13 protein-coding genes and 1 pseudogene are annotated in these 13,480 nt (G+C 73.0%); 4 read left to right on the top strand and 10 right to left on the bottom strand.

Features of this window, described 5'->3' with window-relative positions:
* Positions 1-74: 74 nt before the first annotated feature.
* Positions 75-1,688 (top strand): DUF2079 domain-containing protein, encoded by a 1,614-nt coding sequence (locus tag OG286_RS29600; protein ID WP_396319180.1) that lies wholly within the window; start codon positions 75-77, stop codon positions 1,686-1,688.
* A gap of 59 nt (positions 1,689-1,747) precedes the next feature.
* Here the strand turns inward: OG286_RS29600 and OG286_RS29595 are convergent, their stop codons facing one another.
* From OG286_RS29595 to OG286_RS29585, 3 genes and pseudogenes are all read right to left on the bottom strand, one after another.
* A complete protein-coding gene (locus OG286_RS29595) occupies positions 1,748-2,059 on the bottom strand; it encodes a hypothetical protein (protein ID WP_396319181.1) in 312 nt (103 codons plus the stop codon).
* Between the two features lie 198 nt (positions 2,060-2,257).
* Positions 2,258-3,076: an SGNH/GDSL hydrolase family protein gene (locus OG286_RS29590; protein ID WP_405366086.1), complete on the bottom strand. Its 819-nt coding sequence runs from the start codon at positions 3,074-3,076 to the stop codon at positions 2,258-2,260.
* A gap of 478 nt (positions 3,077-3,554) precedes the next feature.
* Positions 3,555-3,909 (bottom strand): annotated as a pseudogene (locus OG286_RS29585) (winged helix-turn-helix transcriptional regulator); the annotation flags it as partial.
* Between the two features lie 97 nt (positions 3,910-4,006).
* Here OG286_RS29585 and OG286_RS29580 point away from each other — a divergent pair.
* Positions 4,007-5,221: a pyridoxal phosphate-dependent aminotransferase gene (locus OG286_RS29580; RefSeq protein WP_405359471.1), complete on the top strand. Its 1,215-nt coding sequence runs from the start codon at positions 4,007-4,009 to the stop codon at positions 5,219-5,221.
* Between the two features lie 58 nt (positions 5,222-5,279).
* The gene (locus OG286_RS29575; RefSeq protein WP_405359473.1) at positions 5,280-5,612 is read left to right on the top strand and encodes a YnfA family protein; all 333 of its coding nucleotides are present in this window, start codon (positions 5,280-5,282) and stop codon (positions 5,610-5,612) included.
* 45 nt (positions 5,613-5,657) lie between these two features.
* Here the strand turns inward: OG286_RS29575 and OG286_RS29570 are convergent, their stop codons facing one another.
* Positions 5,658-6,746, bottom strand: coding sequence for a sugar ABC transporter substrate-binding protein (locus OG286_RS29570; protein ID WP_405365887.1), 1,089 nt, complete (start codon positions 6,744-6,746; stop codon positions 5,658-5,660).
* Between the two features lie 327 nt (positions 6,747-7,073).
* Here OG286_RS29570 and OG286_RS29565 point away from each other — a divergent pair, with 327 nt between their 5' ends.
* On the top strand, positions 7,074-7,556 hold the full coding sequence (locus OG286_RS29565; RefSeq protein WP_405359475.1) for a peroxiredoxin: 483 nt from the start codon (positions 7,074-7,076) through the stop codon (positions 7,554-7,556).
* A 128-nt stretch (positions 7,557-7,684) separates the two neighbouring features.
* Here OG286_RS29565 and OG286_RS29560 read toward each other — a convergent pair whose 3' ends face one another.
* From OG286_RS29560 to OG286_RS29535, 6 genes are all read right to left on the bottom strand, one after another.
* Entirely contained in the window at positions 7,685-9,352 is a 1,668-nt protein-coding gene (locus OG286_RS29560) for a fibronectin type III domain-containing protein (RefSeq protein ID WP_396319186.1), read from the bottom strand.
* A gap of 230 nt (positions 9,353-9,582) precedes the next feature.
* Complete coding sequence (locus tag OG286_RS29555; RefSeq protein ID WP_148645711.1) at positions 9,583-9,834, bottom strand: hypothetical protein; 252 nt, start codon at positions 9,832-9,834, stop codon at positions 9,583-9,585.
* Between the two features lie 198 nt (positions 9,835-10,032).
* A complete protein-coding gene (locus tag OG286_RS29550; protein ID WP_405359479.1) occupies positions 10,033-10,443 on the bottom strand; it encodes a (2Fe-2S) ferredoxin domain-containing protein in 411 nt (136 codons plus the stop codon).
* Positions 10,444-10,449: 6 nt separating this feature from the next.
* Positions 10,450-10,623 (bottom strand): hypothetical protein, encoded by a 174-nt coding sequence (locus OG286_RS29545; protein WP_396319188.1) that lies wholly within the window; start codon positions 10,621-10,623, stop codon positions 10,450-10,452.
* A gap of 59 nt (positions 10,624-10,682) precedes the next feature.
* Complete coding sequence (locus OG286_RS29540; RefSeq protein ID WP_405365886.1) at positions 10,683-12,677, bottom strand: protein kinase domain-containing protein; 1,995 nt, start codon at positions 12,675-12,677, stop codon at positions 10,683-10,685.
* Positions 12,678-12,738: 61 nt separating this feature from the next.
* Positions 12,739-13,380 (bottom strand): TetR/AcrR family transcriptional regulator, encoded by a 642-nt coding sequence (locus tag OG286_RS29535; protein WP_405359483.1) that lies wholly within the window; start codon positions 13,378-13,380, stop codon positions 12,739-12,741.
* Between the last annotated feature and the right edge of the window lie 100 nt (positions 13,381-13,480).

The raw sequence follows: 13,480 nt of genomic DNA, 5'->3' as shown, positions 1-13,480 counted from the left end.
TCAGCGCCCCATCGGCGCCCGATCTGCGACCGATCTGCGACCGATCGGCAACCGATCACTGGAGGAGAGCAGGCATGTCCCGGCACGACGTGGCGGCGTACCCGGACACCGAGGACACCGGCGTGCCGGCTACGCCGGCCGCGACCCCCCGCTTCTCCCCCCGCACCCGCACCACCGCCCTCACCCTGCTCTGCTTCGCGGTCTGCCTCGGCATCGCCGCCCAGCAGTGGACCACCCTCCAGTTGGGCGGCTTCGACCTCGGCATCTTCGACCAGGGCGTACGCGGCTACGCGCACTTCGGTCTGCCGGTGTCGTCGCTGAAGAGCTTCCACCACGAGTTCCCCCCGGGCTTCTCGCTCCTGGGCGACCACTTCTCGCCGGTGATCGCGCTGATGGCACCGCTCTACTGGCTCTGGGACGACCCGCGCTCCCTCCTGCTCGGCCAGGCGCTCTGCTTCGCGGCCGGCGTGCCGCTGATCCGCCGGGTGGCCGACCGCTGCTTCGCCGACGCCGACCCGCGGACCGCCCGCCGCGCCGCCGACCTGGCGGGGCTCGCGTACGGGCTGGGCTGGCCGCTGCTGGTGGCCTCGCGCGGCGGGTTCCACGAGGTGGCGTTCGCCGTGCCGCTCACCCTGCTGATGCTGGAGCGCGGGATGGCCCGCCGCTACGGCACGGCCGCGCTGGCCGGGCTGCTGCTCTGCTGCACCAAGGAGGACATGGGCCTCGCGGTCGGCGCGTACGGGCTGGTCCTGCTCCTGCGGGCCCGCCGGGACGAGGACCGTCGGCGCCGCCGGCAGACCGCCCGTTGGGGCGCCGGTCTCCTGCTGGGCGGGCCGCTGGCGGCCGCGGCCGCGATCGGTTGGCTGATCCCGGCGATGGGCGGGGTGCCGGGCTACTACTGGAACTACCAGTCGCTGGGCGAGGACGGCGGCTCCGCGGTCTCCAACGTCCTCGGCGACCCGACCGTCCTCTTCTCCACGCTGTTCGACGCGCCGCTCAAGCCGCTGCTGCTGCTCTGGATCTTCGGCACCCTGTTCCTCCTCCCCCTCCGCTCGGCGACGGTGCTCTGCGCCGTCCCGCTGCTCGCGGAGCGGGTGCTCTCCAGCAACCCGAACCACTGGTCGATCGCCCGGCACTACGACGCGTTCCTCTGGCCGATCCTGCTGGTGGCCGCACTGGAGGTGCTGGGCCGCTGCCACGCCTGCGCGCTGACCCGCCGGCTCGGCGTGGCGGCGGCGGCCGTGACGGCCGCGGCGGCGCTGCCCCTGGGGGCGGCGAACCTGTTCGTCCCCGCCTACTGGGAGGCGAAGCCCAGCGGGGCGGCACTGCTCCGGGGTGCCGGGCAGATTCCGGACGGCGCCACCGTCGAGGCCGACAACCAGGCCGCGCCGCGGCTCTCCGCCCGTACCGACGTCGTGCTGGTGGACGAGAAGCCGCGCGGGCGCGAGTACGTGCTGATCCGCTCGGACAAGCGCGCGTTCCCGTTCAGGACCGACCGCGAGCAGGCGGCCCGGATCGAGCTGCTGCTGGCGCACGGCTACCGGCAGATCTGGGCCGAGGACGGCGTCGTGCTGCTGCACCGGGAGAGCTCCGAGCCGGTGCCCGGCGAGCACGTCCCCGGGCCGGGCAGCACCCCGTACCAGGACGAGGTGCCGAGCGACGTCGGCCACAACCTCTTCCGGGGCTGACGGTCCCGCCGCACGGGCGAGGGCCCGCCACCGCACAGGACGCGGCGGCGGGCCGGGTGTCAGCAGCTCTGGATGCCGAAGCCGATGGGGCCGCCGACGCCGTGGATCTCGCCGCTCGCGCCCGGGGCGAGCGTCAGACAGGTGGTGGGCCAGGCCAGGTAGTAGAACTTCACCCGCTGGGTGGTGCTGCAGTTGTTCGTGGCCCTGGCATAGCCGGTGTGCTGGTCGACCATGCCGGTCTCGGCGACCACGCAGGAGGGCGGGGTGGCGGAGGTGGTGGGCGCGGGAGCCGCGCCGGCCACGACCGGGGTCGACAGGGCCAGGGCGGTCGCGCCTACCACGATGCCCGCGGCCTTGAAGAGAGTGCGCATGTTCGTGTGCTCCTCGGGTGATCCGTCAACTGCCGGAGGACTTCCGGACACGCCAATTCGACGCCCACGACCGATCGGCACGACAGCGGAGCCGCTCATTCCGGCATGTTCCTGCCGACTTCTCCCGCGGCGCACGGCCGCAACCGGCTGGGACCCCTATGTCCGGCGAGCATCCGGGGACGTCACACGCCCGGGACCTCACGCACCCCGGTACGGGCCCAGTTCCGGGCGCTTCGGCGGCCGGCCGTCGCCGGAGGAGCGCCCGGTGAGCCGGCGGCCGACCCAGGGGCCGAGGTGGGTGCGGGCCCAGCGGGCGTCGGCGGCCAGCTTCTCGGTGCGGCTGCGCGGCGCGGCGGCCGGCAGCGGGGCGCGCCAGTCGGACGAGGCCGGACGGCCGAGCGACTCCAGCACCGCCTCGGCGACCCGGCGGTGGCCCTCGGGCGAGAAGTGCAGGCGGTCCTCGGCCCAGAGCCGGCGGTCGTCGAAGCAGGGCGCGGAGAACAGGTCGACCACCGCGATGCCCGGGTCCTGGCCGAGCTCGTGCACGAAGGCCTTCATCCGCAGGATCGCCGGGAGCAGCCGGGCGCTGCCGGCCATCCGCCGGGTGGGGTCGGTGCTGGTGAACATCACCACGGTCGCGCCGGTGGCGCGCAGCGCGGTGGCGGAACGGCCGAGCAGGTCCTCGACCCGGGCGATGTCGCAGCGCGGGCGCAGCACGTCGTTGAGGCCGCCGGCCAGGGTGACCAGTTCGGCGCCCATCGCGGTGGCGGCGGGCAGCTGCTCGTCGTGGATCTGGCCGATGAGCTTGCCCCGGACGGCGAGGTTGGCGTACCGGAAGGCACCGGGGGGCTGCTCGGCGGCGAGGCGGTCGGCGACCCGGTCGGCCCAGCCGCGGTAGTGGCCGTCGGGGAGCAGCTCGTCGCACATGCCCTCGGTGAAGGAGTCCCCGACGGCGAGGTAGCTGGCGTATCCGGTGCGACCGGCGTGACCGGGGTAACCGGCGTCTCCGGTGGGCATGGTGGGCGCGGTGTGCGCGCTCTTCTCCGAAGTGTTCTCCATGGCCTGCTGATCGTACGCTCAGCGCCCCGGCCCGCCGCGACAGGCCTCCCCCTCCACGACCACCCGCCCCGACGCCGCCCGCATCACCGTGACCGCTCGTAGAACGCCGACCGCCTGTTCATCGGCGCCGCACAGTGGTGCCACCTCACCGCCCGAGGCCCGGCCGTCGCCCGGGCGCCCCGGACCCCGGGCGGTGCGCGCGTACCCGGCGTTCGAGCCGCACGGTTCGAGCCGCACGCGCGGGGCCACGACCGGCGAGCAGCGGGCTGTCGATGGGTTCGAGCATCCGCGAGATGTTCACCTGGGCGAGTTCGTGGGACGTCACCCGCAGGACCTCAGCCCGCCGCCACCGCCGTGGCTGCGGCCGTCTCCCGCCCGGTTTCCGCCACGTCGGGCCCGGCCTCTGCCGCTGCCCGCCGTTCCACGACCGCCCCCGTGACCCAGTGCGCGCGCACCGCGTCCGTCGGCCGCTGCTCGCCGAGGGCTCCGAGGCCCCAGACCCCCAGTGCGTCGACCACCTGACGCAGCGTCGCGCCGCGCTCGGTGAGCTCGTAGACGGTGGCGTTGGCGGGGCGTTCCAGCCGGCGGCGCAGGACCAGGCCTTCGCCCTCCAACTGCTTGAGCCGCGCGGCGAGGATGTCGGTGGAGACGCCGGGGAGGTCGGCGTGCAGGTCCGTGTAGCGGCGCGGGCCGGCCAGGAGTTCACGGACGATCAGGAGGCTCCAGCGCTCCCCCACCGCGTCCAGGGCGCGGGCGACGGCGCAGTACTGGTCGTAGCTTCGGCGTGACATGTGGATCAGCATAGCCAAAAGGTTGGACTTTCCAAGTGCTTACTTGGTAGAACAAAGCAACCAGGAACCATGCGGGGTGACGGTCGGGAGGCCGCAGATGGAGTTTCGGCAGTCCAGCAAGCTGACGGACGTGTGTTACGAGATCCGGGGCCCGGTGGTCGACCGGGCCAACGCCCTGGAGGAGGCCGGGCACAGCGTGCTGCGGCTGAACACGGGGAACCCGGCGACGTTCGGCTTCGAGGCGCCGGAAGAGATCATCCAGGACATCATCCGCAACCTGCCCAACGCGCACGGCTACAGCGACTCCCGCGGCATCCTGCCGGCCCGTCGCGCCGTCGTGCAGTACTACCAGCAGCGCGGCGTCAACGGGGTCACCGTCAACGACGTCTACCTCGGCAACGGCGTCTCCGAGCTGATCCAGATGGCCGTCACGGCGCTGGTGGACGACGGCGACGAGGTGCTCGTCCCGATGCCGGACTACCCGCTCTGGACGGCCGTGGTCCGGCTGGCCGGCGGCAAGGCCGTCCACTACGCGTGCGACGAGCAGGCCGAGTGGTACCCCGACCTCGACGACATCGCGGCCAAGATCACCGCCCGCACCAAGGCCATCGTCGTCATCAACCCCAACAACCCGACCGGCGCGGTCTACCCGAAGGAGCTGCTGGAGGGCATCCTCGACCTCGCCCGCCGGCACCACCTGATGGTCCTGGCCGACGAGATCTACGACAAGATCCTCTACGACGGCACCGAGCACCACTGCCTGGCCGGCCTCGCCGAGGACGTGCTCACCCTCACCTTCAACGGCCTCTCCAAGTCCTACCGGGTGGCCGGCTTCCGCAGCGGCTGGCTGGTCGTCTCCGGGCCCAAGCAGCTCGCCTCCGACTACCTGGAGGGGCTCACCATGCTCTCCGGCATGCGGCTCTGCCCCAACGTCCCGGCCCAGTACGCCGTCCAGGCCGCGCTCGGCGGCCATCAGTCCATCAACGACCTCGTGCTGCCCACCGGCAGGCTCGCCGAGCAGCGCGACGTCGCCTTCAATGCGCTCAACGAGATCCCCGGCGTCAGCTGCGTCAAGCCCAAGGGCGCACTGTACGCGTTCGCCAAGCTGGACCCGGCCGTGCACCGGATCGTCGACGACGAGCAGTTCGTGCTGGACCTGCTGCTCCGCGAGAAGATCCACGTCGTCCAGGGCACCGGCTTCAACTGGCCCCGGCCGGACCACTTCCGCTTCGTCACCCTCCCCCGCGCCGACGACCTGGAGACGGCGATCAACCGCATCGGCCGCTTCCTCACCAGCTACCGCCAGGCCTGACGCCCCGCCGCCGGTTCCGGCGCCGGGGCAACCCGTACGGCTCGTAGGCTGGGCGGCCATGACCGTCCTTCGCTCCGCCGCCCTGTTCGCCCTCGCCGCGCTCTCCGAGATCGGCGGCTGCTGGCTGATCTGGCAGAGCGTGCGCGAGTCCCGGCCGTGGTGGCTGGCCGGGATCGGGGTGGTGGTGCTCGGCGGGTACGGCTTCGTCGCCGCGCTCCAGCCGGACAGCCACTTCGGCCGGGTGCTGGCCGCGTACGGCGGCGTCTTCGTGGCCGGCTCGCTGCTCTGGGGCGTGGCGGTGGACGGGTTCCGGCCGAGCCGCTACGACGTGGCCGGGGCGCTGATCTGCCTGGCCGGGGTCGCCGTGATCATGTACGGCCCCCGCCGCTGACCGGGCGGGCGGCGCCGCCCCCGGCACCGCCCGCCCGCCCGCCCGCTACTTGACGCCGGCCGCCGCGCAGGCGTCCGCGTACTGCGGGGTGCAGATCTCGGTGGCCTTGTACAGGCCGCCGCCGACCACCGTGGCCTGCACCTTCGCCTTGGTCACCACGATCGGGGTGAGCAGCAGCGCGGGAATGCGCAGCCCGCCGCTGTCGACCGCCGCACCGGCGGAGGAGCTGATGTCCATGCCCTTCAGCAGCTGGACGGCGATGCTCCCCGCGGCGTCCGTCTCCGGCTTGTACGGCTTGTAGATGGTGTAGGCCTGCTCGCCCGAGATCACCCGGCGCACCGCGTCGAGGGAGGCGTCCTGGCCGCCGACCGGGACGTTCCTGATCCCGGCCGCCTTCAGCGCCTCGATGACGGAGGCGGCCATGCCGTCGTTGGCGGCGTACACGGCCTGGAAGCCGTCCTTGCCGAGGGTGCGGATGGCCTCGTTCATCTTCGCCGTGGCCACCTCCGGCTTCCACTCGCCGGACTGCTCGTAGACGATCTTCTTGACCTTCTCGTCGAGCGCCCGGTGCGCGCCGGCCTTGAACATCGCCGCGTTGGGGTCGGACTCGGCGCCGTTGATCATCACGACCGAGGCGGCGGACGCCTTCGGGCCGAGTGCCTCCAGCAGGGCCTGGCCCTGGATCTCGCCGGTGCGCTGGTTGTCGAAGGAGACGTACGCGGCGACCTTGCCCTCGGCCAGCCGGTCGTAGGCGATGACCTTCGCGCCCTTGGCGGCGGCGGCCTCGACCCAGGGAGCGGTGACCTTGGCGTTCACCGGGTCCAGCAGGATGACCTTGACACCCTTGGCCAGCAGGTCGTCGAACTGCTGCTTCTGGGCGGCCTCGTTGCCGTCCGCGTTGGCGTAGTCGACGACGCACCCGGTGCACAGCGACCCGACCGTGGACTCGATCAGCGGCTTGTCGAAGGCCTCGTACCGGGTGGAGGACGTCTTCTCGGGCAGCAGCAGACCGACGGTCGTGCTCCCCACACCGTCGGACCGGGTTCCTCCGTCGCTCTGGCCGCAGGCTGCGAGGGCGAGGGCCAGCGACACGGCTGCCGTGCCTGCGGCCGCGCGACGGGTCGTTCTCTTCATGGTGGGGCGTGCCTCCTGACTGCGCCGCGGCGTTGCGGCAGAGGACGGAGTCAATCCCCGACTGGCACTCACGTCAATAACTGAATGGACAACTCGTTATCCAGCTGCTCGATTCGTTATGAAGTGAAGAGTGTGCGGACATCGGTGCAGACAGTGACAACGGCGGTCACGACACCGCCACCCGCATGCGTCAACTCTTCAATAGGGAAAGGCCATCGGGACGGAATCCACGGACCTCGGGAGGCTGCCGGCCGGACCGTCTTCCCGGCGCCGGCCGGACATAGGGTGGGCGCGACCGCGCCGCCGCTAGCGAAGGACGAGACGACGATGGCGAAACCACCCGAGGTGGGCGCCCCCGCGCCCGAGTTCACCCTGCCCGGACTGCTGCTGGACGAGCAGAGCGGCACCGCCGAGCGCCGCGAGTACCGGCTCGCCGAGGCGAAGGGCAGCCCGCTGGTGCTGGTCTTCTACCCGGGCGACGACACCCCGGTCTGCACGAAGCAGCTCTGCTCGTACAGCTCCGACCTGGACCGGTTCCGCGGGCTCGGCGCCACCGTGTGGGGCATCAGCCCCCAGGGGCTGGACAGCCACGAGCAGTTCGCACGCAAGCACCGCCTCGGTTTCCCGCTGCTCGCCGACCCGGAGCGGACGGTGGTCCGCGCGTACGGCATCGCGGTGCCCGGGCTCGGGCTGCGCCGGTCGGTCTTCGTCCTGGACGGCGACGGCACGGTCCGCTGGAAGCACGTCGCCCTGGCCGGGCTGACCTTCCAGCACAGCGACACCCTCGCGGAGCAGCTGGCCTCCCTCTGATCCACCGGCGGGGACGCGCGAGCGGTTGATCCGCCGACCCTGATCAGCAGGTGGTGCTCCGCCACGCGGATACGCCGGTGGCCCGGCCGGGGGTTCCCGGCCGGGCCACCGGAGCGGCTCCGGGCTGCCTACCAGCCCCAGCCGCCGCCCTCGCCGTCGTCGTCGGTCTTGCTGTCCCAGCCCTCGCCGACCTTGCGCAGGATGGTGTAGTGGTCGACCTGCGTGCCGTTCTCGGCCAGCGCGGTCACCTTCATGGACGACTTCTGGCCCAGGTGGGCCGGGGTGACGTCGACCTTGATGAAGGAGTAGCCGGTGTAGCGGACCCGGGACCACTCGACCTTCTCGGTCACCTTCACCCCGCCCTTGGCGAAGTGGAAGGTGTCCACCGAGTCGAGGCGGTGCTCGTGGCCCTCGTAGGTGTCGGGGGCGTCGAAGCTGTACAGGCTGCGGCCGGCCGCGCCCGCCGTCACGTAGACGACGCCGTCGGTGGCGGGCTCGACGGTGGCGCCGCTCGGCACCGCCTTGGAGACCTTGTTGCCGAGGATCGCGTCGGTGCGCTCGTAGACGTGGTTGTGACCGTTGATCACCAGGTCCACCCGGTACTTCTCGAACAGCGGCACCCAGGCCTCGCGGACGCCGCCCTCGGAGGCGTGCTGGTGGGTGGTGGAGAAGGCGCAGTGGTGGAAGAAGACCACGATGAAGTCGACGGTCTCGTCGTTCCGCAGGTCCTTGAGGGTCCGCTGCAGCCACTTGGTCTGCCGGCCCGCCGAGATGCCCAGGTTGGCCGGGATCTCGTACGAGACGTCGTTGGCGTCCAGCGAGATGACGCCGACGTTCTTGTAGCGGAAGCTGTAGACGCCGGGGACGGTCCGCGGGTCCGGGCCGTTGCCCGGCAGGTAGAAGCGGTTGTTCTCGCCGCCGTACCCGTTGTGCGAGTACCAGGCCTCCATGTCGTGGTTGCCGTAGGAGACCATCCACGGCACCTTCGACGCCACGGTCTCGGTCTGGACGAGGAAGTCGTCCCAGGTGCGGGCGTTGTAGACCGACTTGTCCGGGTCCGTGCCGGAGCCGGCCGGGTCGGCGTAGCAGATGTCGCCGGCGTGCAGGTGGAAGGCCGGGTTCTGGGCCAGGATGACGTGGTCGTTGCCGGCCGCGTGCGCGCTGACGCCCTGGTCGCCGAAGGCGGTGAAGGTGAACGGCTCGTACACCTTGCCCCAGCGGTGGTCGCGCGAGGGCGCGGTGCGGAAGGTGCTGAGGGTGGAGATCGCCTGCTGGGAGGCCGGGTCGAAGCCCTGGTGGCCGACACCGTAGTAGTAGGTGGTGTCGGGCTGGAGGTCCTCCAGCGCCACGTGCAGGTAGTACTGGTCCACCGGCTGGCCGGTCGGGGTCAGCGCGGGGGTGTGCAGGGCGCGCACCTCGGCCTGGACCTTCTGGCTGAGGTCCCACGGGTGCCGGCCGTAGCGCAGGAACGGCTTCTTCACCGGGGCCGGGACCTGCCAGGAGACCCGGAACTGGGTGTCCGGCTCGGGGCCGAAGGCGAGGTGACGGCCGATCGGGGCGACCAGCGATCCGTCGACGCCGTCGGCCGTGCCGCCCGTCAGGAGCTGCGGGGAGGCCGGCGCGGCGGTCGCGGTGCCGCTGCCCAGCGCACCGCCCACCGCCAGCGCGCCGACGGTGACGGCGCCGGCGCGCAGCATCCGGCGGCGGGAGAAGCGGGCCCGCAGGTACTCGTGCTGCTCGGCCATGCTCATGCGGTCGGCGAGCTTCGCGGGCACGCCCATGTTGGGGATATCCATGGGCGGGACTCTTCCAGCGGTGTGTAGACCGCACACGGACGCGCGGTGAACGGGCACCGGCGTGCCGGTCAGTCGAACGCCAATGTTCGACCATGCTTCGGCAAAGCCTCGGTGCGTGTGCTGACCGGCCGGGATCATCCCTCCCGGCCCGGTCCCTGACGCACCCGCACGTGCCGGCCGTTCAGCACGTCACGCCGTCAGCCCGGCCGGGCGGTCACGCCGTCAGCCGGTCAGGAGGCCTCGTCCCAGGTGGAGGGGGCGCGGTTGCCGGTGCCGTCGCAGGTGCGGCAGATCTCGTCGCGGTAGGCGTGTTTGGCGCCGGCCGCGTCGACCCGGTAGCGGACGTAGACGCCGGTGCCGTCGCAGAGGAAGCAGTTGCCGCCCCCGCCGCCGACCTCGGTGGTGCCGGTGCCCTGGCAGGTGCGGCAGCTGAGCCCGGCGGTACGGCCGGTGCCCGCGCAGATACGGCAGACCGTGGTCACGTGATTCCTCCCAAGCCGGGGCGCCCGAGGAAATGGTAGTGCCCCGGCCAACCGTGCGGACCGCCCCGGAACCGGCCCGCGATCAGCCGGCGGCCGGCACGGGCCGGCCCGCGATCAGCACCGGGTGTCCCGCCGCCGGCAGCGGCCCGCCCGCGTCCGGCGCCGGGCGGCCCGCCGTCCGTACAACGCGGCACCGGCTCAGCCCGGCAGGCCGTCCCGCACCCGGCGGGAGACGCTGATCTGCTGGAGGTCGAGCATCCCGGGCGGCTCGGCGAGGCCGGGGCCGCCGGCGTGCACCCACTCGGCCACCTCCTCGACCATGTCGTCCGCCAGCACCCAGCCCAGCCAGACCGGGCGGCCGCCCGCCGCGCGGCCCTCGCTGGACGGGCCGACCACCACGACGTTGGAGTGCGCGCACGCGTCCAGGCACTTGACGGCCCGGACCTTGCCCGCGGCGCCGACCGCCTCGCGCAGCCGCTCGTACTGGCCGGCGTGGTCGACGCCGGGGTGCTTCTCCTGGGTGCCGCAGCAGCAGCCCCGGCAGACGGTGACGGTCACCGGGGCGGCCGGCCCCTTCGTCCCGGCGCGCTCACGGTCCCGACGGCTCATCGCCTCTCACCCCTCCTCGTCCGGCAGGGCCCGCTGCCACGCCCGTTCGCGCGGCAACCGCAGGCCGTTGCGGCCGACGATCACGGTGGAGCCCTCGTGCCCGGCGACGCCGAGCGGCAACGGCAGCGTACCTGCCCCGTCCCGGGCCGCCGGGACGGTGCCGAACGCCCGGGCGGTCACCGGGCGACCCTCCTCAACCGGCGGCCGGCGCCGGGCCGCCGCCCGACCGGCTCGACGGCTCAGGGGATCCGCCACTGCTGGTACTTGTTGCCCGGGGTGCAGGTGGTCATGGTGACCTGCGCGCCCGCGCCGTTGTCGGTCAGGCAGGTCGACCCCATGTAGTTCTTGAGGTAGTAGGTGCCCGAGGCGCCCGCGCCGACCACGGACCAGCTCTTCATGAAGCTGAACCCCGGCGAGAGCAGCACCTTCTGGCTCGACTGGTTCGAGAAGTCGGTGTCCTGGACGAGGGCCGGGCTGCTCAGGCTGCACGGGTAGATCTGGTACCAGCCGCCCGGGTCCGGTGCCGAGCGCACCCAGCCGTAGGCGGTCGTCCCGCCCATGACGGCCGCCGCGCCCGCCGACGGGCTGTCGGTGGCCAGGCCGAGCTGCTGGCCGTCGGCCACGTTGACGATGGCACCCCAGTTCGCGCCGCCGCACCCGGGCGGCACGGTCGGCGTCGGCGGCTTGGAGGCCGGCGGGTCGGACGGCGGCTGGTTGGGCGCGGGCGCCGACGGGGCGGGCTGGGTGGGCGCCGGGGCGGGCGGGGGCGGCTGGTTGGGTGCGGGTGCACCCCCGCCACCCGCGTTGCCGCCCCCGGCGATGCTGCCTCCGCCGCCGCTGCCGCCCGTCTTCGGCGCGGTGCCGCCCGATCCGCCGGAACCACCCGACGACCCGGTGCCGCCCGCCGCCGCCCCGCCACCGGGCTTCGGCGCCGGGGCCACGGGCTGACCACCGGCGTTCGGAGCCGGGGCCACGGGCTGACCACCGCTGTTCGGCGCCGGGGTGGCCTCGGGCTGCGCCGCCGGCGGCGTGCCCGGCGTCGTCTCCCCCGCCGGTGGCGTGGTCGGGGCCGGCTCGGTCGGCGGCGTGCCGGCCGTCGGCGGGCCGCTGACCGCGGGTGCCGACACCGAGGCAACGGGCTGCCCGCCGGGGGTCTGCGCCTGCGACTGGAACGGCCCCCGCTCGACCAGCAGGACGGTGGCGGCGCTCGTGGTGACCACCACCGGGACGACGATCGGCACCAGGAAGCGACGCCACGTCCGGCGTGCGGCCGGCTCGGGGCTGGTCCGGGGCTCCACCCTGGCGACCTCGACGCCTGCGGCGCCGGCCGCCGGGGCCTCGGGGGCGGCCGGGGGGACGGGACGCACGACCGCCGCGACCGGCACCGACCGGTCGCCGACCGCGGCCCGTGCCGCGGCCGCCATGGCGGCCGCGTCGGCGAACCGGTCACCGGGCTGCTTGGCCAGGGCCCGCGCCACGAACTCCCGTACCTCCCGCGGGAACTCCTCCGGCAGCTCCGGCGCCGGCTGCTGGACGTGCTTGAGAGCGACCTCGACCACGCTCTCGCCGGTGAACGGCGGTGTGCCGGTGAGCAGTTCGTAGCAGACCACGCCGATCGAGTAGAGGTCGGAGGCGGGTGTGACGCCCCCGCCCCCGGCCTGCTCGGGCGCCATGTACAGGGCGGTGCCGATCACCACGTTGGTCGCCGTGAGCGTGGTGCTCACGAGCGCCCGCGCGATGCCGAAGTCCGTCACCGTCACCCGGCCGTCCGCGCCCAGCATCAGGTTGGACGGCTTGACGTCGCGGTGCACGATCTCCTGCTGGTGCGCGGCGTGCAGGGCGTCGAGCGCCGTCGCGAGCAGGCCCAGGGCCTGCTCCGGCGCCATCGGACCGCCCTCGGTGAGGACCTTGTCCAGCGGCCGCCCCTCGACGAGCTCCATCACGATGTAGGCGATCCGCTCGCCCTGGGCGCCGCCCTCGTCCGCGCCACCGCTCTCCCCGTAGTCGTGGACCTCCACGATGCCCGGGTGGCTGATCGCCGCGAGCAGCTGGGCCTCGCGCCGGAACCGCCGGGCGAACGTCCCCTCCTCCAGCAGCCCCGCATGCAGGACCTTCACCGCGACCTGCCGCCCCAGTATTCGGTCGTCGGCGCGCCAGACGGCACCCATGCCCCCGCCGCCGATCCACTCGGTCAGCCTGTAGCGACCTCCGAGTACGGCCCCCCGACCAGTCATAACCTGCCCTCTCGCGAATCCCCGCCCCGATGGGTCGTCCATGACTCAGCTCGTCCCGCCATCAGTCTTCCCCACCCTCGGCCCCGTCGGCACCGGTCGTGCCGGGCCGGTCGGGCCGCAGCGAACGCCAGATGCTCTCCGGCAGGATCCGCGCGACCTCACCGAGGTCCAACTCGTAGGTGTCGGACAGCCAGCGGCGGGCCGCCTCCGCGACCGGTCCCATCACCAGGACCTCGACCAGCGGGCCGGGGACGGGCAGGATCTCGCCCCGCTCCATCCGGGGCTGCATCCAGGCGCCGATCACCGCCAGCTTGGCCGCCTTGGCGGCCTTGATCTGCTCGGCCCGGGCGGCCAGGTAGCCGGAGTAGGCGGAGGCGTGCAGGAAGAGGGCGGCGTCCCGGTGCTCCTCGGTGAAGCGCAGATAGGCCTGGACGAGCGCCCGCACCCCGGTGCGCGCGGTACGGCTGCGCTGCAGCGCGACGATCATCTCGTCGAACAGCTGCTCCATGCACCGGATGTAGAGCGCGGCCGCCAGGCCGTCGAAGCTCCCGAAGTGGTGGTAGAGGCTGCCCGGGCTGACCCTGCTCGCCGCGGTGACCGCGGTGACCGTGAACCCCTGCTGGCCCGCCTGCGCGTACACCCGCAACGCACTGGTCAACAGCAACTCCACGGTGGCTTCGCCCCGCTGCTGCTTGGGGGGCATGTCCGCCTCCGCTCGACCCGTCACACCACGGCCTCGACCGCCAACTCGGCCAGCATAGAGCAGAACTGGAGAATTTATCTAGAACGGAACTCCACTTCTG

This window comes from Kitasatospora sp. NBC_00039 (assembly GCF_045160625.1).
In the GTDB taxonomy this organism is placed as follows: domain Bacteria; phylum Actinomycetota; class Actinomycetes; order Streptomycetales; family Streptomycetaceae; genus Kitasatospora.
This window is presented reverse-complemented; position numbering and strand designations above follow the sequence as displayed.

What these genes read in the sequence shown, in the direction of transcription:
- OG286_RS29560 (WP_396319186.1), bottom strand. Translation starts at nt 9,352, where the DNA reads ATGGATATCCCCAACATGGGCGTGCCCGCGAAGCTCGCCGACCGCATG.
- OG286_RS29590 (WP_405366086.1), bottom strand. Translation starts at nt 3,076, where the DNA reads ATGCCCACCGGAGACGCCGGTTACCCCGGTCACGCCGGTCGCACCGGA.
- OG286_RS29550 (WP_405359479.1), bottom strand. Translation starts at nt 10,443, where the DNA reads ATGAGCCGTCGGGACCGTGAGCGCGCCGGGACGAAGGGGCCGGCCGCC.
- OG286_RS29600 (WP_396319180.1), top strand. Translation starts at nt 75, where the DNA reads ATGTCCCGGCACGACGTGGCGGCGTACCCGGACACCGAGGACACCGGC.
- OG286_RS29570 (WP_405365887.1), bottom strand. Translation starts at nt 6,746, where the DNA reads ATGAAGAGAACGACCCGTCGCGCGGCCGCAGGCACGGCAGCCGTGTCG.
- OG286_RS29565 (WP_405359475.1), top strand. Translation starts at nt 7,074, where the DNA reads ATGGCGAAACCACCCGAGGTGGGCGCCCCCGCGCCCGAGTTCACCCTG.
- OG286_RS29595 (WP_396319181.1), bottom strand. Translation starts at nt 2,059, where the DNA reads ATGCGCACTCTCTTCAAGGCCGCGGGCATCGTGGTAGGCGCGACCGCC.
- OG286_RS29540 (WP_405365886.1), bottom strand. Translation starts at nt 12,677, where the DNA reads ATGACTGGTCGGGGGGCCGTACTCGGAGGTCGCTACAGGCTGACCGAG.
- OG286_RS29580 (WP_405359471.1), top strand. Translation starts at nt 4,007, where the DNA reads ATGGAGTTTCGGCAGTCCAGCAAGCTGACGGACGTGTGTTACGAGATC.
- OG286_RS29575 (WP_405359473.1), top strand. Translation starts at nt 5,280, where the DNA reads ATGACCGTCCTTCGCTCCGCCGCCCTGTTCGCCCTCGCCGCGCTCTCC.
- OG286_RS29535 (WP_405359483.1), bottom strand. Translation starts at nt 13,380, where the DNA reads ATGCCCCCCAAGCAGCAGCGGGGCGAAGCCACCGTGGAGTTGCTGTTG.